This is a genomic window from Labilithrix luteola, assembly GCF_001263205.1.
GTDB lineage: Bacteria > Myxococcota_A > Polyangia > Polyangiales > Polyangiaceae > Labilithrix > Labilithrix luteola.
The window spans coordinates 4,505,135-4,527,552 of record NZ_CP012333.1 but is presented as its reverse complement, the minus strand read 5'-3'; the positions used below and the strand labels follow the sequence as shown (position 1 = coordinate 4,527,552).

The 22,418-nt window shown below is 65.5% G+C and carries 19 protein-coding genes; 5 read left to right on the top strand and 14 right to left on the bottom strand.

The genetic code is table 11. The features are described 5' to 3' along the window. Positions 1 to 24: 24 nt before the first annotated feature. On the top strand, positions 25 to 3,831 hold the full coding sequence (locus AKJ09_RS20105; protein ID WP_146648821.1) for a DNA topoisomerase 3: 3,807 nt from the start codon (positions 25 to 27) through the stop codon (positions 3,829 to 3,831). Positions 3,832 to 3,887: 56 nt separating this feature from the next. On the opposite strand, the gene AKJ09_RS20100 is transcribed toward AKJ09_RS20105, so the two are convergent. After that, positions 3,888 to 5,342, bottom strand: a complete 1,455-nt coding sequence (locus tag AKJ09_RS20100; RefSeq protein WP_169927684.1) for a TolC family protein — start codon at positions 5,340 to 5,342, stop codon at positions 3,888 to 3,890. 316 nt (positions 5,343 to 5,658) lie between these two features. Here AKJ09_RS20100 and AKJ09_RS20095 point away from each other — a divergent pair, with 316 nt between their 5' ends. Both AKJ09_RS20095 and AKJ09_RS20090 read left to right on the top strand, forming a co-directional pair. Further along, positions 5,659 to 6,273, top strand: a complete 615-nt coding sequence (locus AKJ09_RS20095) for a hypothetical protein (protein WP_146648819.1) — start codon at positions 5,659 to 5,661, stop codon at positions 6,271 to 6,273. Positions 6,274 to 6,325: 52 nt separating this feature from the next. After that, on the top strand, positions 6,326 to 7,042 hold the full coding sequence (locus tag AKJ09_RS20090) for a UdgX family uracil-DNA binding protein (protein ID WP_146648818.1): 717 nt from the start codon (positions 6,326 to 6,328) through the stop codon (positions 7,040 to 7,042). On the opposite strand, the gene AKJ09_RS20085 is transcribed toward AKJ09_RS20090, so the two are convergent. The 3 genes from AKJ09_RS20085 to AKJ09_RS53105 form a co-directional block, all read right to left on the bottom strand. After that, entirely contained in the window at positions 7,043 to 7,411 is a 369-nt protein-coding gene (locus tag AKJ09_RS20085; protein ID WP_146648817.1) for a YHS domain-containing protein, read from the bottom strand. A 400-nt stretch (positions 7,412 to 7,811) separates the two neighbouring features. Then, positions 7,812 to 8,120 carry a DUF6496 domain-containing protein gene (locus AKJ09_RS20080; RefSeq protein ID WP_146648816.1) on the bottom strand — a complete coding sequence of 103 codons (309 nt, stop codon included), beginning with the start codon at positions 8,118 to 8,120 and terminating at the stop codon, positions 7,812 to 7,814. A 116-nt stretch (positions 8,121 to 8,236) separates the two neighbouring features. Beyond that, entirely contained in the window at positions 8,237 to 9,205 is a 969-nt protein-coding gene (locus tag AKJ09_RS53105; protein WP_169927683.1) for an SMP-30/gluconolactonase/LRE family protein, read from the bottom strand. Positions 9,206 to 9,337: 132 nt separating this feature from the next. Between AKJ09_RS53105 and AKJ09_RS20070 the strand changes: the two genes are divergently transcribed. Then, positions 9,338 to 10,366 carry an AraC family transcriptional regulator gene (locus tag AKJ09_RS20070; protein ID WP_169927682.1) on the top strand — a complete coding sequence of 343 codons (1,029 nt, stop codon included), beginning with the start codon at positions 9,338 to 9,340 and terminating at the stop codon, positions 10,364 to 10,366. Here AKJ09_RS20070 and AKJ09_RS20065 read toward each other — a convergent pair. Together AKJ09_RS20065 and AKJ09_RS20060 are read right to left on the bottom strand one after the other, a co-directional pair. Continuing rightward, positions 10,332 to 10,973, bottom strand: a complete 642-nt coding sequence (locus AKJ09_RS20065; RefSeq protein ID WP_146648813.1) for an SdpI family protein — start codon at positions 10,971 to 10,973, stop codon at positions 10,332 to 10,334. The genes AKJ09_RS20070 and AKJ09_RS20065 overlap by 35 nt on opposite strands. After that, positions 10,970 to 11,275: an autorepressor SdpR family transcription factor gene (locus AKJ09_RS20060; RefSeq protein ID WP_146648812.1), complete on the bottom strand. Its 306-nt coding sequence runs from the start codon at positions 11,273 to 11,275 to the stop codon at positions 10,970 to 10,972. The genes AKJ09_RS20065 and AKJ09_RS20060 overlap by 4 nt, the downstream gene beginning before the upstream one ends. 154 nt (positions 11,276 to 11,429) lie before the next feature. On the opposite strand from AKJ09_RS20060, the gene AKJ09_RS20055 reads away from it, so the two are divergent. Then, positions 11,430 to 12,695, top strand: a complete 1,266-nt coding sequence (locus AKJ09_RS20055) for an Hsp70 family protein (protein ID WP_146648811.1) — start codon at positions 11,430 to 11,432, stop codon at positions 12,693 to 12,695. Between the two features lies 1 nt (position 12,696). Here the strand turns inward: AKJ09_RS20055 and AKJ09_RS20050 are convergent, their stop codons facing one another. From AKJ09_RS20050 to AKJ09_RS20015, 8 genes are all read right to left on the bottom strand, one after another. Beyond that, the gene (locus AKJ09_RS20050; protein WP_146648810.1) at positions 12,697 to 14,331 is read right to left on the bottom strand and encodes a long-chain fatty acid--CoA ligase; all 1,635 of its coding nucleotides are present in this window, start codon (positions 14,329 to 14,331) and stop codon (positions 12,697 to 12,699) included. Positions 14,332 to 14,449: 118 nt separating this feature from the next. Beyond that, positions 14,450 to 15,832, bottom strand: a complete 1,383-nt coding sequence (locus AKJ09_RS20045; protein WP_146648809.1) for a formylglycine-generating enzyme family protein — start codon at positions 15,830 to 15,832, stop codon at positions 14,450 to 14,452. After that, a complete protein-coding gene (locus AKJ09_RS20040) occupies positions 15,814 to 17,370 on the bottom strand; it encodes a formylglycine-generating enzyme family protein (protein ID WP_146648808.1) in 1,557 nt (518 codons plus the stop codon). Before AKJ09_RS20040 ends, AKJ09_RS20045 begins: the two co-directional genes overlap by 19 nt. Positions 17,371 to 17,503: 133 nt before the next feature. Beyond that, a complete protein-coding gene (locus AKJ09_RS20035) occupies positions 17,504 to 17,974 on the bottom strand; it encodes a cytochrome C oxidase subunit IV family protein (RefSeq protein WP_146648807.1) in 471 nt (156 codons plus the stop codon). Between the two features lie 18 nt (positions 17,975 to 17,992). Then, complete coding sequence (locus tag AKJ09_RS20030; protein WP_146648806.1) at positions 17,993 to 18,700, bottom strand: cytochrome c oxidase subunit 3 family protein; 708 nt, start codon at positions 18,698 to 18,700, stop codon at positions 17,993 to 17,995. Beyond that, positions 18,697 to 20,406: a cytochrome c oxidase subunit I gene (locus AKJ09_RS20025; protein ID WP_420814280.1), complete on the bottom strand. Its 1,710-nt coding sequence runs from the start codon at positions 20,404 to 20,406 to the stop codon at positions 18,697 to 18,699. The genes AKJ09_RS20030 and AKJ09_RS20025 overlap by 4 nt, the downstream gene beginning before the upstream one ends. A gap of 40 nt (positions 20,407 to 20,446) precedes the next feature. After that, positions 20,447 to 21,430 (bottom strand): cytochrome c oxidase subunit II, encoded by a 984-nt coding sequence (gene coxB / locus AKJ09_RS20020; protein WP_146648804.1) that lies wholly within the window; start codon positions 21,428 to 21,430, stop codon positions 20,447 to 20,449. Between the two features lie 15 nt (positions 21,431 to 21,445). Continuing rightward, positions 21,446 to 22,393, bottom strand: coding sequence for an SCO family protein (locus tag AKJ09_RS20015; protein ID WP_146648803.1), 948 nt, complete (start codon positions 22,391 to 22,393; stop codon positions 21,446 to 21,448). Positions 22,394 to 22,418: the final 25 nt, after the last annotated feature.

Here is a 22,418-nt window from a genome sequence, read left to right as displayed (position 1 = left end):
CGCGTAAGTCTGCGGCCCGAGTCCATGGCAGTACTCGTGGTCGCCGAGAAGCCCAGCGTCGCGCGGGACATCGCCCAGGTCCTCGGTGCACGAGGGCGCGGCGAGGGCCATTTCTCGGGCGCGGGTTTCGTCGTGACGTGGGCCATCGGTCACCTCGTCACGCTCGCGGAGCCTCACGAGATCAAACCGGAGTGGAAGCGCTGGCGCCTCGCCGACCTGCCGCTCTTGCCGTCGTCGTGGCCTCTCGTCGTCTCGGGCAACACGCGCGATCAGTTCCGCGTCGTGGAGAAGTTCCTTCGCTCCTCCGACGTGCGCGAAGTCGTCTGCGCGACCGACGCCGGGCGCGAAGGAGAGCTGATCTTCCGTTACATCTACGAAGCGGCGCGCGCGAAAAAGCCGGTGAAGCGACTGTGGATCTCGTCGCTCACGGCCGACGCCATCGCCAACGGCTTCCGCTCGCTTCGGAGCGGAAAAGACTTCGATCGCCTGGCCGACGCCGCAAGGGCTCGCAGCCGAGCCGACTGGCTCGTGGGCATGAATCTCTCGCGCCTCTACAGCGTCGTGCACGACGACAACCTCTCCGTCGGTCGCGTGCAGACGCCCACGCTCGCGATGCTCGTCGCGCGCGAGCTCGAGATCCGCGAATTCGTGCCCGAGGACTATCTCGAGGTCGTCGCCACGTTCGCCCCGCCGGACGCGGCGAAGCCGACCTACGAGGGAACTTACGTGCGCCCCGGCGTGAAGGAGCCGGACACGAAGCGGCTTCCGCCCGACGGGAAAGACGCCGACGCGATCATCGCGCGCGCCAAACGCGGCCAAGCACGCATCGAGTCGGTCGAGCGTCAGCAGAGGAAGCTTCCTCCGCCTCAGCTCTACGATCTCACCGAGCTGCAACGTCACGCCAATCGCTTGTACGGATTCACGGCGGAGCGAACGCTCAAGATCGCCCAGAGTCTCTACGAGAAGCACAAGTTGATCAGCTACCCCCGTACCGACAGCCGGCACCTGTCGAAGACGGTGGCGAGCACGCTACCTGCCATCGTTCGCGCCATCGAAGAGCCGTATCGCGCTCATCTTGCCGAAGGCACCGGAGTTCGTCCGCTCGGCCTCCGATTCGTGGATGATGCACACGTCTCGGATCACCACGCGATCATTCCCACGGAGACGAAGCGCCCCGCCTCGCTTCCGCCCGACGAACAGAAGATCTACGACCTCGTCTGTCGTCGCTTGCTCTCGGCCTGGCACGTCGATCACGTCTTCGCCGTCACCACCGTCGTCACGGGCATCGTCACGACGGGTGCCGAGGGAACCACCACCGACCGTTACGTGAGCACGGGCACCAGCGTCGAGATCGAAGGCTGGAAGGTTCTCGACGTTCCTCTCGGCAACCCGCGCGCCAAGAGCAGCGCTCCCCCGGAGCCCACGCTACCCGGCGGCCTCGCCAAGGGCATGGTCCGTCGTGTAGCGGATGCCAAGGCCGTGGCCAAGAAGACACGGCCGCCGCCGCGCTTCACCGACGGCACGCTGCTCACTGCCATGGAAACGGCAGGCCGCACGCTCGACGAGAAGGAGCTCTCGCGCGCCATGCGCGACCGGGGGCTCGGAACGCCCGCCACGCGCGCCGCGATCCTGGAGACGCTCCTACGCCGCGAATACGTCGTGCGCGACGGCAAGCTCCTCGCCGCCACCGACAAGGGCGTCGGGCTCGTCGAGCGCGTGCATCCGCACGTGAAGAGCCCGGCGATGACCGGCGAGTGGGAAGCGAAGCTCGCCCGCATCGAACGAGGCGAAGAGAATCTCGACTCCTTCATGAAGGAGATCGAGCGCTACGTGCACGAGGTCATCGGCGGAACGCCGAAGCCCACGGAGAGCGCGAGATCGGAGAGAACGTCGAGCCATTCTTCGAGCTTCCCGCCGCCGGAGCGCGCGAGCTCGCCAGCTCTGCGCACGGCCTCGCGAAGCTCGAGTCTTCCTCCGGCGCGAACGCCCACGAACGACGCCCCCGCGCGTCCCTCGCCGCCTCGCAAAAAACGTGAGCGCACGAACGATCTCGCCGGAATCCTCCGCGCGGAGTTCGGATTCGAATCGTTTCGCCCTTACCAAGAAGACGTTTGCCGAGCCGCCGCCTCCGGCAAAGACGTGCTGCTCGTCATGCCGACCGGCGCCGGCAAGTCGCTTTGCTATCAATTGCCCGGCATCGCGCGTGGCGGCACCACCTTGGTCGTCAGCCCGCTCATCGCGCTCATGGAAGACCAGGTGGCGCAGCTCGTCGGGCGCGGGTTCGCCGCGGAGCGCATCCACTCCGGGCGCGATCGCCTCTCGTCGCGCGCCGCCTGCAAGGCGTACCTGGAAGGCGAGCTCGACTTCCTCTTCATCGCTCCCGAGCGGCTGCGCGTGCCCGGATTTCCGGAGATGCTCGCCCGGCGCAAGCCCACCCTGATCGCCATCGACGAGGCCCACTGCATCTCGCAATGGGGTCACGACTTCCGCCCCGACTATCGGATGCTCGGAGAGCGACTGCCGCTGCTCCGCCCCGCGCCCGTAATTGCACTGACGGCCACGGCAACCCCCTCCGTCCAAGACGACATCGCCGAAGAGCTCGGCCTCTCGAGTTCCGCGCGCTTCATCCACGGCTTCCGACGCACGAACATCGGGGTGGAGGTCATCTCCCGGCCTCCGGGTGATCGCCCCGACGTCGTGCGACGCTTGCTCGACGATCCCGCACGGCGCCCGGCCATCGTCTACGCACCGACGCGCAACGAATCCGAAGAGCTCGCGAGCGCTCTATCGCGCAAGGTACGCGCGGCGGCCTACCACGCCGGACTCGCCACCGACGTTCGCGACGACGTGCAGGCCCGCTTCCTCGCCGGAAAGCTCGACGTGATCGTCGCCACCACCGCGTTCGGCATGGGCATCGACAAGCCCGACGTCCGCACGGTCATCCACACCGCGCTGCCATCGACGGTCGAGGGCTATTACCAGGAGATCGGCCGCGCAGGCCGCGATGGCAAGCCTTCGCGTGCCCTCTTGATCCATTCCTACGTCGACACGAAGACGCACACCTTCTTCCTCGAACGCGATTACCCGGAGACGTCGATCGTCGCGGCCGTCAAAAAGAAGATATCGGCCAAAGGTATTTCGATATCGGACCTGTCCACACGGTCGAAGATCGCCCCCGAGATCTTCGAGAAGGCCCTCGAAAAACTCTGGGTGCACGGCGGTGTGCGAATCCAGGGCGACACGGTGGTGCCGGGTGAATCGGATTGGCGCAAAGCCTACGAGAAGCAGCGCGCGCACAAGACCGAGCAGCTCGACCGGATGCAGACCTATGCCGAGACCACGAGCTGTCGCATGCTCGGCCTCGTTCGGCACTTCGGCGATCAGAACGACAGCGGCAAGCCTTGCGGCATCTGCGACGTGTGCGCGCCCGACGCCTGCACCGCGCAGGAATTCCGAACGGCGAGCCACGGCGAGCGCGCTGCAGCGCTGAAGATCATCGAAGCGCTCCGCGAGCGCGACGGCCGCGCGGTGGGCCAGATCCATCGTGACCTCTTCGGCGACGGCTCGCTCGACCGCCGCGCCCTCGATCACGTGCTCGGCGCACTCGCCCGCGCCGGCGAGATCACGATCACGCAGGAGGCGTTCGAAAAAGACGGAACGAAGATCCCATTCCAGCGCGTTCGCCTCGCTCGGTTCTTCGCCGGCGACGAGCGCCCTGCCGCCCCCTTGCGCGTCGTGGCCACGCCTGCGCGAAAGCCCCGCGAGCGTTCGCGCAGCACCAAACGAAGCAAACGCAGCAAGCGCCCCAAACGAACTCGCTCCCCTCGCTAAGCCGATATGCCCGCGAGGGAAACCTCGAGATCCAGGTGTGAACGCCGCTTACCTGATCACCAAGGACACTTGGCGAGCGCCAGAACCGCGAGGATGCGCGCGTTCACGGTTTCGAATTCACGCAGAGCCAGCTGAATTTCGGCCGAGCGAAGCGCCTGAGCGGTGGTGACGAGCTCGAGGCTCGTACCTCGCCCTTCCTGATAGGAAACACGCGTCAGGCGATCGTTCTCCGCAGCGAGATCGCGTGCTGCCGAAGCCACTCGACGACGATCGTCCGCGACTCCGACTCCGCGCCTTGCGCGGTCGATGTCGATCAGAGCCTGCCGGCGTTGGGCCTCGGCGCGCTCGTAAGCCTGAAGCTCCTGAGCGCGGGTATCGCGGAGATTGCCGTAACGTGCGCCGCCATCCCAGATGGGCACGGTCAATACGGCCTGGACGTTCCACGTGCTATTCGGCGCTGCTCCGGTATCGACGGTCGTCGTCGCTACTTGGGATTGGAGGTTCACCGAGGGGGAGAACTGAAACCAGACATCGTTCACGTTCCGGCGGGCGATCCGCACGCGCGTGAGGAGCGTCGCTACGTCCGGCCGTTCGTCCACCGTTTCGACCGGTTTGCAGATCGAGCGAGCGTCGCGCTCGAGCCCGTTGATATCGACCGTCGGCGGAACGCCGATCTGGTCCGGGATGCCTAGAGCCAATCCCAGGTTCTCGCGGTTCTGTCGCAACGTCTCGTCGCCGGCCACGAGCGTCGCGCGGGCATCTTCCACGTCCTGGCGGGCACGAACCACGTCGATGCCCGTGGCGCCGCCGAGCGCCTGCTTGCGCGAGGTGAGGTCGAGACGCTGGAGAGCGTTCCTGAGCCCGATGCGATTCAGCTCCGCGATGCGCTCAGAGGTGACGACGGCCACGATGGCATTCGCGACACCGAGTGCAATCTGGCGCTTCGTCTCCTCGACGGACTGGCGGGCGGCATCGATCGCCACGTTGGCGGTGCCGATGGCGTTCCAGGCGCGAAGCGCGATGAACGGCTGGACGGCGACGATCGCGCCCGTGAAGTAGTTGGGATAGGGAGTATTGACCGGACGTGTCGTCGGCACGCCATTCGCGCCGAAGCCGCTGAATTGGGCGGTGGTGTTCGTGATGATGTTGTGGGTGTACGTCCCGGTACCGTTGATGGTGGGAAGCACACCGGCGAGCGCGACACGCGACTGCCCCTCCGCACGCGCGACCTCTTGGATGGCGATGTGGAGATCCGTCGAGCGTGCGCGGATGTGTTTGAGGGCGTCCTCCCAGGTGCCGATCTCGAGGGCCGCCCGGGGAACCGGGGTGAGCATCGGGTCGGAGACTTCTGGCGGAGGCGGCAGCTCGGTAGTCTGCGCAGCGAGCGGATTCTGAGGTTGGACCGGCGGCGGAGGAGGAGCTTCCGCCCGCCCAGGTACTCGCGGCTGTGCGTACGAAACGTGCTCGACGAAGACCATCGCAAGGAGCGCACACGCGAGAGGCCTTCGCATCGGGCGGCCATTATCGCCGAGAAGAACCGTTGCGGGTTCCACGTATCTTCGCGATCTCGACGCCGTACTCTCGTGGCTGCGGATTTGCTCCCCACCCGCCCTCCCTCCTCGAAGGTCCGACGCACACACCGGGCTCCGAGGGTCCCCGGCAAGACGCGGCGCGCAGCGACCCACGAAGTGCCTTCCAAAACAGGGGCGATACGGCTGAGCCATCGCCGATACGAGATCTTCGGCCGCGGCAGGTTCTCGCGGTATGATGGCCGCCCTGAACCGCGCAGAGAACTCCGACCAACGCATGTCCGTACCTCCCGTATCCATGAAAGGGAGTGCCGACCCGGCAGCGCTCCACGCGAAGCTCGAGGCGGCCGCAATCGCCTCGCCGGAAGACGCCATCGCGGCCTGCGAGGGAGTCCTCGTCCAGCTCGAAGGCGCCGACACCACCGTCGGCACGACGCGCCTCGTGCTCGCCCGCGCCTTGTTCGAGAAGGCACGCGCGCTGTCACGGCTCGGTCGTTCGCGCGAAAGCCAGATCGTCGTCGCGGAGCTGGTTCGCCGTTCGGAACACGACAGCGAGCCCGAGGCCCGAAGGCTCGTCTGCCGAGCGCTCTTCGGTCAATCGCGCGACCGGCTCGCGGAGCAGAACGCCGACCGCCGGCAGATCATCACCGAGTACCGCCACATCCTGCACATCGCGGAGCGCGCGCCGGCACTCGATCACGTGGCCGTGGAAGCGCTGTACCATATCGCTCTTACCCACGGAAAAATCGCCCTCGAGCGCTCCAATGCGGAGCACCGCGAGCGCGCAGAGCAGCGCTTCGTCGAAGTGAAACAGCGCTTCGGTGAATCGGCGGATCCGGCGATCGTCTACTGGCTCGAGCGCTGCAACGACGCTCAGACCATCCTCGGCGCGACCGCGACCGCCGACACCTGAAAGGCAGCTGAAACGCAGCTCGTGGGCTTCGAAGTTGCCTTTCGACGGGGCCATGCCTCCTCGCAAAGGGTCATCTCCTTCGCTCGCCCTCGTGCCGGAAGACGCCTCGTACGAGCAGGTCGCCCTCGCCGCGCGCGATTGTCGGGCCTGCGGGCTCTACGCTCGCGCCACGCAGACCGTCTTCGGGGAAGGCGCCGTGCCCTCGCCGCTCATGCTCGTCGGCGAACAACCGGGCGACAAGGAAGACCTCCAGGGCCACCCGTTCGTCGGCCCAGCAGGACGCATTCTCGACGAGGCCCTCGAGCGAGCGGACATTCCGCGCGAGCAGGTCTACGTGACGAATGCGGTGAAGCACTTCAAATGGGAGCCGCGCGGAAAGCGGCGCATGCATGCGAAGCCGAACATGGCCGAGGTCCATGCGTGCCATGGCTGGCTCGAAGCCGAGATCGCGCTCGTCCAACCTGCGGTGCTCGTGTGTCTCGGCGCCACGGCCGCCGCCGCCATCTTCGGTTCAGGCTACAAGCTGATGGAGAACCGGGGCCACGTGACGACCGACTCACCGTGGGCGCAGCGAGTCATCGCCACGTACCACCCGAGTGCGCTGCTCCGAATGATGCCGGACGAGGACGCATACACGCAGGCGATGGCATTTCTCGTCTCGGATCTCGAGCTCGCTGCCTCGTTCGTGAGCTTTCGAACCGAACGGCGTCGCGAACGCCGTCCGAGCGAGTCGCTCCTCGGACGGCGTGCAAGTCATCGAGCCGGCTGATCAGCTCTTCTTCGCGAACTTCGCCGGGTCGGCTTCGAACTTCTTTTTGCAGCCGCCGCAGCAGAAGTAATACGTCTTGCCTTCGTACTCGACCTTCGGCGAGCTCGCCTCGACGGTGAACTCTTCGCCCGAGACGGGGCACTTCGTGGTGTCACCGACCTTCGCTTCGCCGGGCTCTTTCACCGGGCCCTTGGCAGCCGTCGTTCCACCGGCGGCGGCGGTCGACGCCGCAGGTGCCGAAGACGACGGCGCCGAAGACGACGGCGACGTGGGCTCCGGCTGGTTGCCACCGCACGCGACGAGCGCGAGCATGCAGGCGAGGGGCGCGAGAAGCGGCGCGAGGACACGGCGGGTGCACGAGAGAATCATCCGGATACGCTATCGCGAAATCGGTCTCGATGCTCGATGTCAGCGGCTGCGCTGCTCCGCGGCCTCACGGAACAGCGCCAGAGGACTCCAGCGACCGCTTGGGCTCGCACTGCGCGGCGAAATCCATCGCAACCGCATCTGCACCTCGGCGCCGAGTAGATTCGTGACGAGCATCGGACACCGCTGCTCGCGATCGATTTCCACCTTTGCCGACTGCAAAGCTCGCCAGAGGAGACCGGCTCCTCGTTTCCCCCACCCCATGTTCGAAGGCGTAGCGGAGTCGACGCCTTCACGCAAATACGTCGTGCGTTTCTCGCGCGACCTACCGCACGCGTGGTCGAACGCTCGACAATCACGCGGCAGCTCGCCCCACGCGTGACGCTCTGACGTCGCAGAGGTGTCAGCCCTTCTTCGACGAGGACTTCTTCTTCGCACCTGCGCGCTTCTTCGACGAAGCCTTCTTCTTCGAAGAGCCCGTCTTCTTCGATGCGGATTTCTTCTTTCCGCTCGAGCGCTTCTTCGGAACCTTCGCGCCCTCTGCTCGCGCTTCGGAGAGACCGATCGCGATCGCTTGCTTGCGGCTCGTCACCTTCTTGCCGGAGCGGCCGGACTTCAGCGTCCCGGCCTTCTCCTCGCGCATCGCACGCGCGACCTTCGCACCGGCCTTCTTGCTGTATTTCCTGCCGCCCGCCTTCTTCTTCGCTGCCATCGTTCGAAACTCCTTCGAGGGTTGACTCGATAGGCGCTGGCTCGTTGCAAGTCGGGCGCCATGACGACGACGCAGCACGCCGCCTCATGCATACGGAACGCAACTACCTGCATCCTTCACGGGTCGAGCGGCATGACGCGAAGACCGTTTTCCTGGAAGAGCGGGACCAGAACGCGGTGCCTGCGCGTATCGAAGCCGATGTCTGCCGGTGATTTCACGTCCGGCAGAGCAATGGTTGCCTCGTTGGGTGCTCCGTTCGGTCGTACGCGATAGACCGCCGACGCGGCCCAGCTCGACGCGAGCAACGATCCATCATCGAGGCAGACGATCCCGTCGAGCATCCCACCGGGAAGTTTGCCCCGTCGCAAGATCTCCCCCGTCGTGGCAAGCGTGATCCACTCACCGCCGGGAAACGTGACCATCTCGAGTCTCCCATCGTGGAACGCGATGCCATTCGGCCCCTCGAAGTCGGGCCGTGCGACGACCTTGCGAGCGCCACGATCGGGGTGACGGCTATCGAAGGCGTAGATCGCGTCGGCTCCGGAGGGCGCGAAGCCCTCGCCCTTCCGAACGAGCGCGGTGTCGGTGACGTAGACGGTGCCGTCCGGTGCGGAAGCAAGGTCGTTCAGGAACACGGCTCCTGGAACCGTCACGGTACCGGCGTCCGCACCCGTGTCGGCGTCGAAGGCGCGGACGCGATCGATGTCGGCCACGAAGAGCCTTCGGTCGACCAGGGCCATGCCCTTCGGAGCACTCAGGCCGTCGGGCTTTTTGCCTCCATCGACGAACCGAAGTTCGATCTTCGTTCCGTCCGGCGAGACACGCGAGAGAAAGCCGTCGTGGTCGACGTCGAAGGGATGACCGGAGACGTTGCTGACGAAGTAGACGTCGGCGATGGGATCGTAGAGCGCCGATTCGGGCGTGGAGAAACCCTTCAGCGTGAAGCCTTTGTCCGCAGCGGCGGACGACGCGGAAACCGACGAGGAGGCGAAAGAGGCGTCGCGTCCGCACCCGAAGGTGCCCGCGAGCGCAAGGGTGGCGAGCGTAACGATCGGACGAAGGTGGCGGCGGAGCGTGACAAGCATGCGAGAAACCTACGGCCGGCCCCCGATTCTCTGGTTGCCCGCACCGGCCATCCTTGGGCCCGAACCGCTCAATCTCTCGCCCGAGGTAGGGCTGGGTTCGTCGCCGGGCCGAGACGAGAGTATGAACGAGAGGTGAGCACGGAAGGGTCCTCGAGCGGCAGCGCGCGGCGAAGTGCGCATCCGGATTCCGGCCGCCTCGCCCATCTCGTCCATCTCGGCCTGCTCGACGAAGCAACGCTCGCGAGGGAGGCACTCGAACGCCTCCGAGCCATGGCCCCCACCATCGGTGAGCAATCGAGCGAGACAACGCTTGCGTCGACGAGTCGAGTGCGGCTCGTGCGCTACTTCGCACGCCGGAAGCAGCGCATCGCGAGCTACGCGTCCCCTTATCCGGTGGTTGCACTCATCCTGGAGGGGACGAAGCGCGTCGACCTCGATGGGGTAAGCCGCGTGCTGCACGCAGGGGACGCGCTCTTGCTGTCGGCCAACGTCGCCCTCGGCGTCACCAACCTTCCCGATCCGGACACGGGCGCCTTTCGTTCGGTGCTCTTCGAGGTGCTCGGCGAAGCCCAGGCGTTGTTGTCGCGTCACTACCCAGAGCTCGCGCAAGGCGGGCCGACGACAACGAGAGCTCGCATGCAGCTCTTCACCCCCGCTCTGCCCACGCTCCAAGCCTTCGAGCACGTGTGCGAGACCGTTCTCACGGGCAGCGCGCATCCGCGCCTTCTCCATCATCGGCTCGAGGGGCTCTTGCTCGCGCTGTTCGTCGAGTCGACATCGCCTTCCGAGGACGACATCGTTCGAGCACGTGCCGACGTCGACATCGCCATGGCTCTCCGCGAGCTCGTGCGAACGTCGCCGGAGGAAGAGTTCTCGGCCCAGCGCGTCGCACGTGCGCTCGGCGTCTCCGAGGCCACGCTACGCAGACGGCTGCGCACGATGGGCACGAGCCTGCGTGCGCTCGTGGTCGAGGAGCGCATGGCGCTCGCCAAGGTGCTCCTCGACGACGGCCGACTCGACGTAGGCGACGTGGCCCTGCGGTGCGGTTACGCCTCGCACGGCAAGTTCGCCAAGCAGTTCGTTCGCTGCTACGGCGTTGCGCCGTCGGTCGCGAGAGCGCGACGGCTCAAGCCGACGGCGGAAGACGGCGCGCGAGGATGAACGAGTAAATCGTCGCGACGAGCGACGACACGATGATCGCCGCGACGGCCAGCGGCGTGCAGCCGAGCCCGGCCGCGATGATGGCAACGAGCCCTCCGAGGATGAACGCATACCCCGCGAAGCGATGCGTGCGAGCCCAGTTCTCGTCCGACGACAGCGTCCACGCCGTGCGGATGCCGATCCACGGGTTGCGCCGCATCTTCGGCATCATCAAGCCGATCGCACACCAAAACGCGCCGAGCACGAAGCCGAGGCTGGCACCGACGTTGGGCGGGTGCTCGAGCGCGGCGTAGAGGATCACGGCCTGCAGCGAGCAGAGGAGTCCCACGGTGAGCGCGCCCATCACCGCCGTGGGCGAGGCGGCAAGGCGTTCTTTCCAATCGGACGGGAGCACCCGTGCGCCGAGGCGGATGATAACCCACGACACGACCGCGATGCTCGGAAGCATCCACGCCCCGAGCGAGCGGTGCATCCAGCCGTTGGCAACACCGCGTGCATCGAAGTGCGTGGGGATGAGCTCGGGAAGACGCGTGTAGAGCGCAGCCGTCACGAGGACGGTTCCACTGAGCAAACCGATGGCCACGTGATCCGCCGTTGTGACCTTCATGTGGATGCCCCCTTGGGCTTCCGCGCGCGTGCGCGGTCGGCCAAGTCGAGAAGCTCGGCCGCGAGATCTTCGAGGACGTTGGTCTGGAGCGCGTAGACGATGCTCGTTCCCCGGCGCTCGGCGCGCACGAGCCCAGCTTCACGCAAGACGCGGAAGTGATGCGAGAGCGTGGGCTTCGTCAGGTGAAACGACTCGGCGATTTCTCCGGCGGTGAGTGAGCCGCCGCGAAGCCGGCGAAGAATCGCGCGTCGCGTTTCGTCCGCCAGGGCCTCGAATGGGGAGCTTCCCTTCGCCTTCGCCATTTTCGTCTACCATCTAATTAGACACCCATCGAACATTGTCAATGCTCGGGGCTCAAGCCGAGCCGTGCAGGCGGCCACCACCGGCTCATGAATCCTCGCTTCCTTTCGAATTCATTCACTTCGTTCGGGCTGGCCTGCTAATCGCCACGCGACCATGCGACGTATCGGGCTCGACCTCGGAACCACCAACAGTGCCGTCGCCGTCCACGACGGAGACAACGGCGGAGCCGTGAACCTCGCGCGGTTCGAGCACGCGGCTGGCGTGTCGGAGACGTGCCGCACGCTCCTCTATTTCCAGACGGGTCAGAAGCCGATCGGCGGGCCTCGCGCGATCGACCAGTACCTCCTCGGCGAAGGCCAGGGGCGCCTCATCCAATCGATGAAGTCGTACCTCGCGGATCGTTCGTTCCAGGCAACGAACATCTTCGGCCGCACGGTCTCGCTCACCGATCTGATGGGCGCGTTCCTCCGCGAGCTGCGTGCGCAGGCCGAGGCGAGCGTGGGCCCTCTGGGCAACCGCGCCGTCGTCGGTCGCCCCGTCGTCTTCGCGAGCGCCAAGAACGAAGAAGACGAAACCCTCGCCCTAGACCGCATGCGTGCTGCGCTCGCGACCGCCGGCTGGGACGACGTTGCCTTCGAGTACGAGCCGGTCGGCGCCGCCTACTACTACGAGACGCAGCTCGATCACGACGAGCTCGTTCTCATCGCCGACTTCGGCGGCGGTACCAGCGACTTCTCGCTCATCCGTGTGGGCCCTTCTCACCGAGGCCACGGTGTCGAGCGCATTCTCGGCAACGACGGTGTGGGCATCGCCGGCGACGCCCTCGACGCGCGCGTTCTGCACCACCTGGTGGCGCCGATGCTCGGCCTCGGCACCACGTACCACTCGATGTTCGGCAAAGAGCTGCCGGTTCCGGTGTGGATCTACCAGCGGCTCCTCCGCTGGCATCACCTCTCCTTCCTCAAGACGAAGAAGAACATGGAGATGCTCGAGAGCATCGCCAGCCAGGCCACGGAAGACGAGCCGATTCGCGCGCTCTTGCACGTCCTCGAGAACGATCTCGGCTATCACCTCTACCGCGCCGTCGAGCGCACGAAGGTGGCGCTGTCCAGCGCAGAAGAGGCGCTCTTCAGCTTCTCCGACGCGCCGCTCGTCATCGAGGCCCCCATCACGCGCAAGGCGTTCGAGGGTTGGATCGAAGAGGACATGACGACGATGAGCGATTGCGTCGACCGCCTGCTCGCGCGCGTGGGCGTCGATCGCAAAGACGTCGATCAGGTCTTCATGACCGGCGGCAGCTCGTTCGTCCCCGCCGTCCGGCGCATCTTCGAGACGCGATTCGGAGCCGAGAAGCTACGCGCTGGCGGCGAAATGATCTCCGTCGCCAGCGGTCTCGCACTGCGCGCCGCGCACGCCTGATTCAGCTCTCCAGCACCTTCCCGTAGAGCTCGCGGAGCTTGCTCTTCAGAAACTTCCCCGTGCTCGTGCGCGGGATCTGCGTGGGAAACACGTAGGCATCTGGCAAGGCGATCTTCGAGATGTCCTTCGCCCGGAGGTGCTGCGTGAGCTCCTCTTCGGTCGCCTTCGCTCCTGGCTTGAACACGACGGCGGCGACCGGACGTTCGAGCCACTTGGGATGGTGCGCGGCGAAGACGGCAGCCTCGAGCACCGCGGGATGGCTCATGAGCGCATTCTCGATGGAGACGCTCGAGATCCACTCACCGCCCGACTTGATGACGTCCTTTTCGCGGTCGGTGATGGTGATGTAGCCCTCGGCGTCGATCGTGACGACGTCGCCCGTCTTGAACCAACCGTCTTTCGTGAAGCGGTCCTGACCTTCGTCTCCGAAGTACGAAGAGGCTACCCAGGCGCCGCGTACCTCCAGCTCACCCATGCTCGCGCCGTCCCACGGGAGAACGTGCCCGTCGGCGTCGATGTGACGCGTCTCGAAGAACGGCGCAGCGAAACCTTGCGTGGCGCGCGCCGCGAGCTCGGTGGACGGTGCCGCGCCGTTGGCTGCGCGAAGATGGGGCTTCACGCGCGCAAGCGTTCCGAGTGGGTTGGTCTCGGTCATTCCCCAGGCGTGCGTGACCACGAGGCCGTGACGCGACTGGAAGCCGTCGATGAGGGAGACCGGTGCGGCCGCCCCGCCGATGACCATCGTGCGGACCGACGAGAGATCGTATTTGCCCTTCTCCGAGTCGAGCGCGGCGAGGATTCCGAGCCAGATGGTTGGAACGCCGCCGGCCACGGTGACCTTCTCGCTCGCCATCAGCTCGAGAAGCGAAGCAGCGTCGAGGTGCGGTCCCGGGAAGACGATCTTGGCGCCCGAGAGCACCGCGATGAACGGCAATCCCCACGCCGCGGCGTGGAACATGGGAACGACGGGCAACACGATATCGTCGATGGAACAGCCGATGAGATTCGGAAGCGCCGCCACGAGCGCGTGGAGGACGGTCGAACGATGGCTGTAGAGCACACCCTTCGGATTTCCCGTGGTGCCGGAGGTGTAACAAAGCATGGCCGCGTCGTTCTCACCGAGCTCGGGCCACACGAATTCCGGTGAGCTCTCGGCGAGCAGTTGCTCGTAGTCGAGCATTCCCTCAAAGACGGGCTCGCCCTTGTCCGGGTAGACGATGACGTGACGAAGGCTTCGGATGTTCGCGCGGAACTTGTCGAAGAGCGGCAAGAGACATTGATCGACGATGACCACCACGTCGCCCGCGTGATCGGCGATGTAACCAATCTCCGACGGCGACAGGCGGATGTTCAGCGTATGGACGACTGCGCCCATCGCCGGCACCGCGAAATAGGCCTCGAGATGAGCGCCGTGATTCCACGAGAAGGTAGCGACACGATCGCCGGGACGCACACCGAGCTTCTGGAGCGCCGACGCCAAACGACGAGATCGCTCGACGAACTGGGCATAGGTCGAACGACGCTTCGAGCGATCGGGGAAGACACTGACGATCTCGGTACGTCCGAAGTACTGCTCGGCGCGCGCGAGCAAATGACCAATCGTGAGCGGGTAGTCCATCATCCGGCCGAGCGTCATTTGGACCTCTCTTTGCCTTCATTGTGTCATTTCACGCGCGCGCAGTGGATAGCTCCTGCGCCCGCGCTGTCGTTGCCCACGAAGAAGGCCGCAGCGCCGCCGTCGGGCCGCTCCCGCTCTACTGCGCGGCGGGATAGGCGCAGCGAATTCCGATGGCGCTCCCCGCGACGTCCGCATCGTCGGGGTACTGGAGCCGCCAACTCGCGGCGACACCGGCAGCGCCGATGGCATAGCTCCCGCCGCGAACCGGGTGATAGAGGGCATCGGGGCTGTGGCACACCGGATCGACGAGCGGCGTGGGTGACGACCAACAGTCTTCGTCTCGCCATTGCCAGTCGTCGAGTAGCCACTCGCTCAGATTCCCAGCCAGATCCTGCACACGCCCGCCTTCGAGATCGACAAAGTCTTTTCCGATGTCCTCTCGGGAGACAGCCTTCGGAAACCCCATCACGCCGATGTCGGGTGGCTCCGAGGGATCGGGCAGGCAATCTCGATTGATGGCAGTCGACCGCTTTGCGGGAGTGCTCGGCGCGCGTGCGAGCACGGCGTCGGCGCACGTCGGGCGGTCGTAACCCCAGGGAAACGGATATCCGCGAAGTGCAGAATCGAGATATTCCTTTTGCGCTTCGGTGAGGAGATCCCCTCCCTGCGAAACGCAATAGGCGCGCGCAGCGGACCACGGAAGGCAGTTGACCGGGTAGTCGTCGAAACGCCCCGGCGCCTCGGTGAACGTGCAGTAGTCGTCCCAGAATTCGCCGTCCCGCCCGCCGCTGTTGGGCGACAGTCCCTGCCGACTTCCGCCGTTCGCCCGGTACTCGCTGACGGACACCTCGTGCAGGTCGACGAAGAACGGCTGCACGACGACGACACGAGGCGCGAGAAGCGTCGGCGAAGGCATGTCGACCGTCGCGCCGAGCCAGAACATGCCGCCAGGGACGCAGGCGGTATCCGACGGAGCCGTACCGGTACACGGAACGCGCTCGGCGAAAGGAGCCATGTGGCGCGGCCGTGGCGGCGGCCCCTCCTCGAGCTTTGCTGGGGAATCGATGGATCCACGCGGGCGCCCGATGTCTTCGAACCGAAACGTGAGCGTGACGTCTCGCGCCCCATCGGCGGGCGGTGCCGGCACGTCTGCCCAGATCTCGACGGAGACATGGCCGCCCGAGAGATCGAACGTGTCCGAGCGAAACGCCGTCGCGTGGACGATCTCCGCTCCGGGAGCGAGAATCGTGAACGAGGTGCCAGCCTCGATCGCCGCCGTCTCCAAGGCGACGTCGCGCCGACAGTCGTCGCACGCGAGCGAACCGTCCGCACGCAGGATCTCGATGCGCGCCGTGTCGAAGATGGGCACGGCGTCCTGACGACCTTGCGACACCCCGGTCCGCGGAAGCGCCACGTCGGAATCGAGGTGCACCACCACGTGGCCCGCTTCGGGAAGGGTCTCGCCGCACGCGACGAGGGCGAACGCGAGCGCCGCGATGCTCACCGCCGCCGGACGCATCGGAGCCCTCCGTCCATACCGTTTCGTGCCGTGGTCGGAAGCGCGCGACGCAGTACGGATGCTTCGACGTAGCTCGTCAGAAACGCGCTCCCGCGCATGATCGCCAGCGCGTTCGCGTCTTCTGGGCACGAGGGATCGTAGATGGGCGCGAGTGCCCAGCAAGCCGCACGATAATCGTGAAACCCGTCGCGCGCGAACTCACCGACGTTCGCCGCCATCCCGTGGATCCCCGCAGGCGTGGAGTCCTTCGAGCCGGCGTCCACCGGCAGGGGGCCGTACAGATGGTCGGGACCAGCGCATGCCTTACCGCCGGCGGGTACGCGTGTGCCGATGCGGCCATAGACGGCCTCGTCGCACGACGGGATCTCGTTACCCCATGGGTACGCGGTCTTGGCGTCCTTGCCCGCCGAGGTCGCGAGGTACTCCCATTCGGCCTCGGTCGGCAGGTCGCCGCCGAGGAATTCACAGAGCTCGACAGCGGTGGGGAACGGAATGCACGAGAGGGGCATGGTCTCCCGACTCGCAGCGCCTTCGAACGGGTTCGTGCTGAACGTGCAGGCCCGCACCCCATCGCTCGATTGCTCGATCCCGGGACTGTCGTTCACTGCCGGTGCAAATCGCGTTCGGAAGCCGTGCGCAAGAGCCTCCCGATAGCGCGCAACGGTCATCTCGTAGCGGTCGACCAGCAGCGGTGGAGCAACGAACACGCGGGCAGGCACGGTGTCGAGCGGCTTCCCGCCCGACGAGAAGCGAACCGATTCGTCATTCGAGCCGAGAACGAACGGTGCACCGGGGACCATGACTTCTTCGTCGAAGAGTGGCGTCCCATCCGTTGTCATCGACGCCGAGCGAGGCTCGGGCAACGCGTTCAGATCCTCTTCGAGCTGGAGTGCCCACGGAGCTGGACTCGGATCGTCGTTCGCCGCAACGGGCGTCGGGTGGAGAACGTTGCGATCGTCGATGCACGTGCGATCGCCGGCCAAGTCCGCCATCGTGCCCGCGCACGCGATCCGGAGGACGATCGACGCGCTTCCAATGCTCCCTTCGTCGAGCGCGACCCACATCAGACGATCAATGGTCACTCCGGGTGCGGGCTCGGAGCGAGGCGTGACGTCCACACCGTTCAGGAAGAGCCGTGGCTGTTCGTCGCCCACGGGCGGGTCGGGTACGAAGTCGAGCGCGGCGTCGTCCGGCGGCGGCGGTTGGTAGCGCTCACCGCGATAGTCACGCAGATAGTCCGATGCATAAGCGCGCAGCCGAATGCGGACCCGCTCCATGCGCGTGTCGCTCGCGTACACGGTGAACGACGTGGGCCAGTCCGAGCGACTGCGCAGAGGCTGGTCGTGCGAATCGATCCAGCGTCCGTCGCTTCGGTAGACGTCGATGCGTAGTCGCGAGACGACCGATGGCACCGGCCCATCGGTGCTCACCGTGAGGTGGAGCTGTCCGAAGGGGGGAAGCTCACGCGAGCACGACAGCACGCTGCTCGCTGTCGCCGCGAGCAGGATCATCGACCCCAGCGCGATGCGCATGGTCATGCCCCGTGGCCCCGCTCTCGTCGCATCGAGGTCTTCAAGAGTATGCCTCCCGAGGCGGGGAGCAAATCGGCCGCAGAAATGACGAAAGCCCGCCCCCTCGTGAGGGACGGGCTTCGATCGGAGTGGCTGGACGTCAGTGGTGCTCGGCCGGAGCCGGGCTTCCTTCCGCCGGCGCGTGCTCCGCGCCTTCGGCCGGGTGCGCCGGAGGCTCGAAACCGCCGGGCGCGTCCTGTCCGGTTTTCGGCAGAACCCTCACGTTCTGGTCTGCGTCGTAATCACCGCGACGCTCCGTGTCGTTCAGCGTGTAGGCGAAGAAGATGCCGATGAACAAGATCGCGCTGACGAAGATGAGCGCGTTGAACTTGTTGTCCCACTTCAGGTGCATGAAGAAGGTCACGACGAGCGCGGCCTTGCAGCTTGCAATGAGGATGATGAGGACGATGTTCAACCGGCCGAGGTCGACGTAGGACTGGCCGACCGTCAGCACCGTGAAGAAGACGAGCGCGAGGAAGATCCCGACGTAGAAGATCACCGGCGAGACGTGCGCGTGAACCGCACCTTCGTCGTGGCCTTCAGCGCCGTGAGCGTGTTCGAGAGAAGCCATGGTTCCGGGTTCCTCGCTTCAGATCAGGTAGAGGAGCGGGAAGAGGTAGATCCACACGAGGTCGACGAGGTGCCAGTAGAGCGCCGCGATATCGACCGCCGTGAAGTACTCCTTCGAGAACTCGCCCCGGTTATTGCGGAGCCAGATCCAGATGAGGATACCGATACCCACGATGACGTGGACACCGTGGATACCCGTCATCATGAAGTAGATTCCGAAGAAGGAACCCGTGTTCGCCGGGAGCGGCGGCGAGCCGTGCGCAAGGTGCTCGAGGTGCGGGTGGAAGAACCGCCCCGGGAGGAGCCCCGCCTCGAACTTGTGCTTGTACTCGAAGAACTTGATCACGAGGAACATGCACGCGCAGCCGATGGTGACGAGCAGGTAGTTGCCCGTCGCCTTCTTGTTGCCGACCTGCGCCGAACGCACCGCGAGAGCCGCCGTGAGCGACGAGAAGAGCAGCACGATGGTGTTCGTGGCGCCCATGATCTTGTCGAGCTGGTGGCTCGCCGCCTTGAACATCTCGGGGTACCAGCTGCGGTACACGCCGTAGGCGACGAAGAGGCCGCTGAAGAAGAGGAGCTCCTGCGCAAGGAACACCCACATACCCAGCTTCGCGGCATCGAACTGCTGCGCGGGAGTATCGAAGTGGTGCGCGAGCCACTTCGGATGCGCGTGACCGTGTCCGTCGCCGTGCGCGGACTCAGCGCTTGCGGCTTCCGTGCTCATGCGTGTGCCTTTCCGTCGGCATTCTTCTTGGGGAAGAGGGGATCGTCGAAGCCGTCATAGAGCTCGTCGTCGGTCGCGAGGTGGTAGTCGTACTGACCGCGCGTGAGGACGGGATCCTTGACGAAGTTGAAGGTCGGAGGCGGCGTCGGCGTCATCCACTCGAGAGCCGCCGAGCCCCAGGGGTTACGCGGCGCCGGCTTACCACCGAGCAGCGAGCGGATGAACATGACGAGCAGGACGACGAAGCCGAGGCCGAGGATCCACGAGCCGATGGTCGAGATCTGGTGGAGCTGCTCGAACTCCGGCAGGTAGTCGTAGTAGCGGCGCGGCATACCACGCGAGCCGAGCACGAACTGGACGAGGAAGGTCGTGTTGAAGCCGATGAACACGAAGAACCAGCCGATACGAGCCAACTTCTCGTCGTACATCTTGCCGGTGAACTTCGGCCACCAGTAGTGGAGGCCGCCGACGAAGCCCATCACGGTGCCGCCGACCATGACGTAGTGGAAGTGCGCCACGACGAAGTACGTGTCGTGGAGGTGCACGTCGACCGCGAGCATGCCGAGGAAGAGGCCGGTGAGGCCGCCGATCGTGAAGAGGAAGAGGAACGAGAGCGCCCAGAGCATCGGCGACTGGAGCGAGATCGAGCCCTTGTAGAGCGTCGCGACCCAGTTGAAGACCTTCACGCCCGACGGGATGGCGACGAGGAAGGTCAGCGCGCTGAACACCATCGTCGCGTATTCGCTCATACCGGCGACGAAGAGGTGGTGGCCCCAGACGAGGAAGCCGAGGAGCGCGAGGCCGAGCGAGCTCATCGCGATCGCCATGTAACCGACCGGCTCGCGGCGGGAGAACGTCGCGAGGATCTCGCTGACGACGCCCATGCCCGGGACGATCATGATGTAGACGGCGGGGTGCGAGTAGAACCAGAAGAAGTGCTGGTAGAGGACCGGGTCGCCGCCGAGGCGCGGGTCGAAGATGCCGAGGCCGAGGAAGCGCTCCATCGTGAGGAGGAGGAGCGTGATCGCGAGGACCGGCGTCGCGAGGATCTGGATGATCGACGTCGCGTAGAGCGCCCACGTGAAGAGCGTGAGGCGGCGCCAGGTGAGGCCCGGGGCGCGCATCTTGTGGACCGTCGCGATGAAGTTCACGCCGGTGAGGATCGACGAGAAGCCCATGACGAACGCGGCGAGCGTCATCGGGATGACCGACGTGGCGCTGCCGACGCCGCCGTGCGCGGGGTCGCTCGAGCTGTACGGCGTGTAGAAGGTCCACCCCGTGTCGATGCCGCCGTTGATCATCGAGTAGAGACCAAAGCAGGCGCCGAACAGGTAGATGTAGAAGCTGAGGAGGTTCAGCTTCGGGAACGCGACGTCCTTCGTGCCGAGCTGGATGGGCAACATGATGTTGCCCAGCGCCGCTGGAATCGACGGGATGATGAAGAGGAACACCATCACCACGCCGTGGAGCGAGAACATCTTGTTGTAGGTGTCCGCATCCATCAGCGTGCGGCCCTTCGTGAAGAGCTCCGCGCGAACGAGCAGCGCGAAGATTCCGCCGAGGGCGAACGAGATGATGACGCTGATGAGGTACATGACGCCGATCCGCTTGTGATCGAGCGTGACGAACCAACTCATCAGCCCCTTCTTGTCGAGGTAGCTGGCGTTCGGATCGACCTCTTCGTGGTGTCCGGGTGCGGTCGTGATGGCGGCCATTTTCTGAGACTCCAGGCTCCCGAGGACTGCTTTACTTCAAGCTCTTGACGTACGAGATGACGGCGTCGAGCTGATCGTCGGTAAAGCTCCCGGCGAAGGTCGGCATCTGCACGTTGTTGTAACCGGCGACGATCTTCGCGTTCGGCTTGAGGATCGATTCGCGGATGTAGTTTTCGTCGGCCATGACCGGCGCGCCGCCCGAGATGGGCTGGGGCTGACCGAAGATGCCCGCGAGCTTCGGGCCCGGCGACTTGCCGCCGCCGATCGTGCCGGAGCCGCCCATGCCGTGGCAGGTCGGGCAGCCCTTCTCGACGAAGAGGCTCTCGCCCCACTTCTCGACGGTGCACTCGACGGCGGGCGTTCCGCAGAGCTTCGGCTTCTTGCCGAGCGTCGCGACGAACTCTTTGTGCTGCTCGGGGGTCTCGACGATGACGTTCGCGAGCATGCCCGAGTGGCTCGTTCCGCAGTACTCGGCGCAGAAGACGTGCGCGGGGCCGACGACCGTGGGGGTGAAGGCGATGAACGAGTACTGGCCCGGGACCGCGTCACGCTTGAGGCGGAACTCCGGGATGAAGAACGAGTGCAGGACGTCCTGCGAGGAGATGATCATCTTGTACGGCTTGTTCACCTCGAGGTGCAGGTCCGAGGTGCGCGAGCCACCGGGGTACTCGAACTCCCAGGCCCACTTCTTCCCGTGGACGCGGATCTCCGTCGCGCCTTCCGCCGCCGTGGCGTTGTGGATCCACGAGCTGAAGCCGACGTGGAAGAGGAAGATGATGAAAATCGACGGAGTGACCGTCCAGAAGATCTCGAGCTTGTTGAAGTGCCCCGTCGGCTCGCTCTTCACGCCCTTACGACGCTTGTACTTCTGAACGAAGAACAGGATCAGGCCCGTGATCACGACGGTGAACACGACCGAGAACCAGAAGATGAAGTTGTAGGCGCTGTCGACAGACGCGGCCGAATCCGCCATCGCCGGGGGGAGCTGCCAGCTCGATGCTTGGGGCTGCATCATCTCGTCGTCACTCCTTCACGCAGACGCGCCCGCGCGCGCCTCATCGTCCTGTTTGGGAAGGGCACCGCCCTTACCGCCGGACTCGACTTTGTTGTCTTTGCTCTTCTTGAGCTCGCGCCGCCAAAACAGGGCGAGGGCTCCGAAGAGGACCACCGCGATCACAGCGCCACCGACCTGCATCACGCGCTGCGCGACGAGGACGTATTTTCCGCCCTGGGGATCGTAGTGGTAGCAATACAGAAGCAGCTTCTCGACCGTCGAGATGCTGCGGCCTTGAGAGGCCTCGAGAAGACCGAGGCGAAGATCGTTGGGATTGAACTCGATGCCGTACAGGTAGCGAGCCATCTTGCCGTCGGGCGTCGTGATCATGACGACCGAGGGGTGGCCCCACTGCTGCTGGCGCGCGTCGTACTGGTATTCGAAGCCCGCCGCGTCCGCGACGGCCGCGATCGACGCCTCGCTGCCGACGAGGAAGTGCCAACCATTGTCGGCACCCGCGCGCCCGTACTCCGTGAGGAGCGAGTTGCGCTTGTTGGTCGTCTTCTCGAGCGACTCCTTCGGGTCGATCGAGATGGTGACGACCTCGTACTCCTTGCCCATCGTCCAAGGGACTTCCTTGAGTCCCGAAACGGCCGCGTTGAGCACCATGCTGCAGAGCACGGGGCACGAGTGGTACGCGAACGTGAGGACGACGGGGCGCTTACGCGAGTCACGCTCGAAGTACTGGCGGAGCGTGACCGGCTTGCCGGTGTGATCCTGAAACGGCGTATCGAGCGGAATCGGCGCGTTCAGGTGCTCGTTCACGCCGACGTGCTGGAGCTCCGGTGGCGTGGCGTTGATCTGCGCGTGGGCACGCGATGTCGAGAAGAGCACCGCGAACCCGAGCAGCGCGCAGACGAGTCCCGTCACCCAGCGGGGAAGCCGGGGGCGGGACTCCTTGATCTGCAGGCTCACGAAGTTCATGACGCTCTTCTTAGGGCCGCTTCCT

Excerpts from the sequence above, each read along its gene's own strand:
- AKJ09_RS20055 (WP_146648811.1), top strand. The coding sequence starts at position 11,430 with ATGCGACGTATCGGGCTCGACCTCGGAACCACCAACAGTGCCGTCGCC.
- AKJ09_RS20100 (WP_169927684.1), bottom strand. The coding sequence starts at position 5,342 with ATGCGAAGGCCTCTCGCGTGTGCGCTCCTTGCGATGGTCTTCGTCGAG.
- AKJ09_RS20095 (WP_146648819.1), top strand. The coding sequence starts at position 5,659 with ATGAAAGGGAGTGCCGACCCGGCAGCGCTCCACGCGAAGCTCGAGGCG.
- AKJ09_RS20085 (WP_146648817.1), bottom strand. The coding sequence starts at position 7,411 with ATGATTCTCTCGTGCACCCGCCGTGTCCTCGCGCCGCTTCTCGCGCCC.
- AKJ09_RS20080 (WP_146648816.1), bottom strand. The coding sequence starts at position 8,120 with ATGGCAGCGAAGAAGAAGGCGGGCGGCAGGAAATACAGCAAGAAGGCC.
- AKJ09_RS20045 (WP_146648809.1), bottom strand. The coding sequence starts at position 15,832 with ATGCGTCCGGCGGCGGTGAGCATCGCGGCGCTCGCGTTCGCCCTCGTC.
- AKJ09_RS20065 (WP_146648813.1), bottom strand. The coding sequence starts at position 10,973 with ATGAAGGTCACAACGGCGGATCACGTGGCCATCGGTTTGCTCAGTGGA.
- AKJ09_RS20030 (WP_146648806.1), bottom strand. The coding sequence starts at position 18,700 with ATGAGCACGGAAGCCGCAAGCGCTGAGTCCGCGCACGGCGACGGACAC.
- AKJ09_RS20060 (WP_146648812.1), bottom strand. The coding sequence starts at position 11,275 with ATGGCGAAGGCGAAGGGAAGCTCCCCATTCGAGGCCCTGGCGGACGAA.
- AKJ09_RS20040 (WP_146648808.1), bottom strand. The coding sequence starts at position 17,370 with ATGACCATGCGCATCGCGCTGGGGTCGATGATCCTGCTCGCGGCGACA.
- AKJ09_RS20050 (WP_146648810.1), bottom strand. The coding sequence starts at position 14,331 with ATGACGCTCGGCCGGATGATGGACTACCCGCTCACGATTGGTCATTTG.
- AKJ09_RS20035 (WP_146648807.1), bottom strand. The coding sequence starts at position 17,974 with ATGGCTTCTCTCGAACACGCTCACGGCGCTGAAGGCCACGACGAAGGT.
- AKJ09_RS53105 (WP_169927683.1), bottom strand. The coding sequence starts at position 9,205 with ATGCTTGTCACGCTCCGCCGCCACCTTCGTCCGATCGTTACGCTCGCC.
- AKJ09_RS20105 (WP_146648821.1), top strand. The coding sequence starts at position 25 with ATGGCAGTACTCGTGGTCGCCGAGAAGCCCAGCGTCGCGCGGGACATC.
- coxB (WP_146648804.1), bottom strand. The coding sequence starts at position 21,430 with ATGATGCAGCCCCAAGCATCGAGCTGGCAGCTCCCCCCGGCGATGGCG.
- AKJ09_RS20090 (WP_146648818.1), top strand. The coding sequence starts at position 6,326 with ATGCCTCCTCGCAAAGGGTCATCTCCTTCGCTCGCCCTCGTGCCGGAA.
- AKJ09_RS20015 (WP_146648803.1), bottom strand. The coding sequence starts at position 22,393 with ATGAACTTCGTGAGCCTGCAGATCAAGGAGTCCCGCCCCCGGCTTCCC.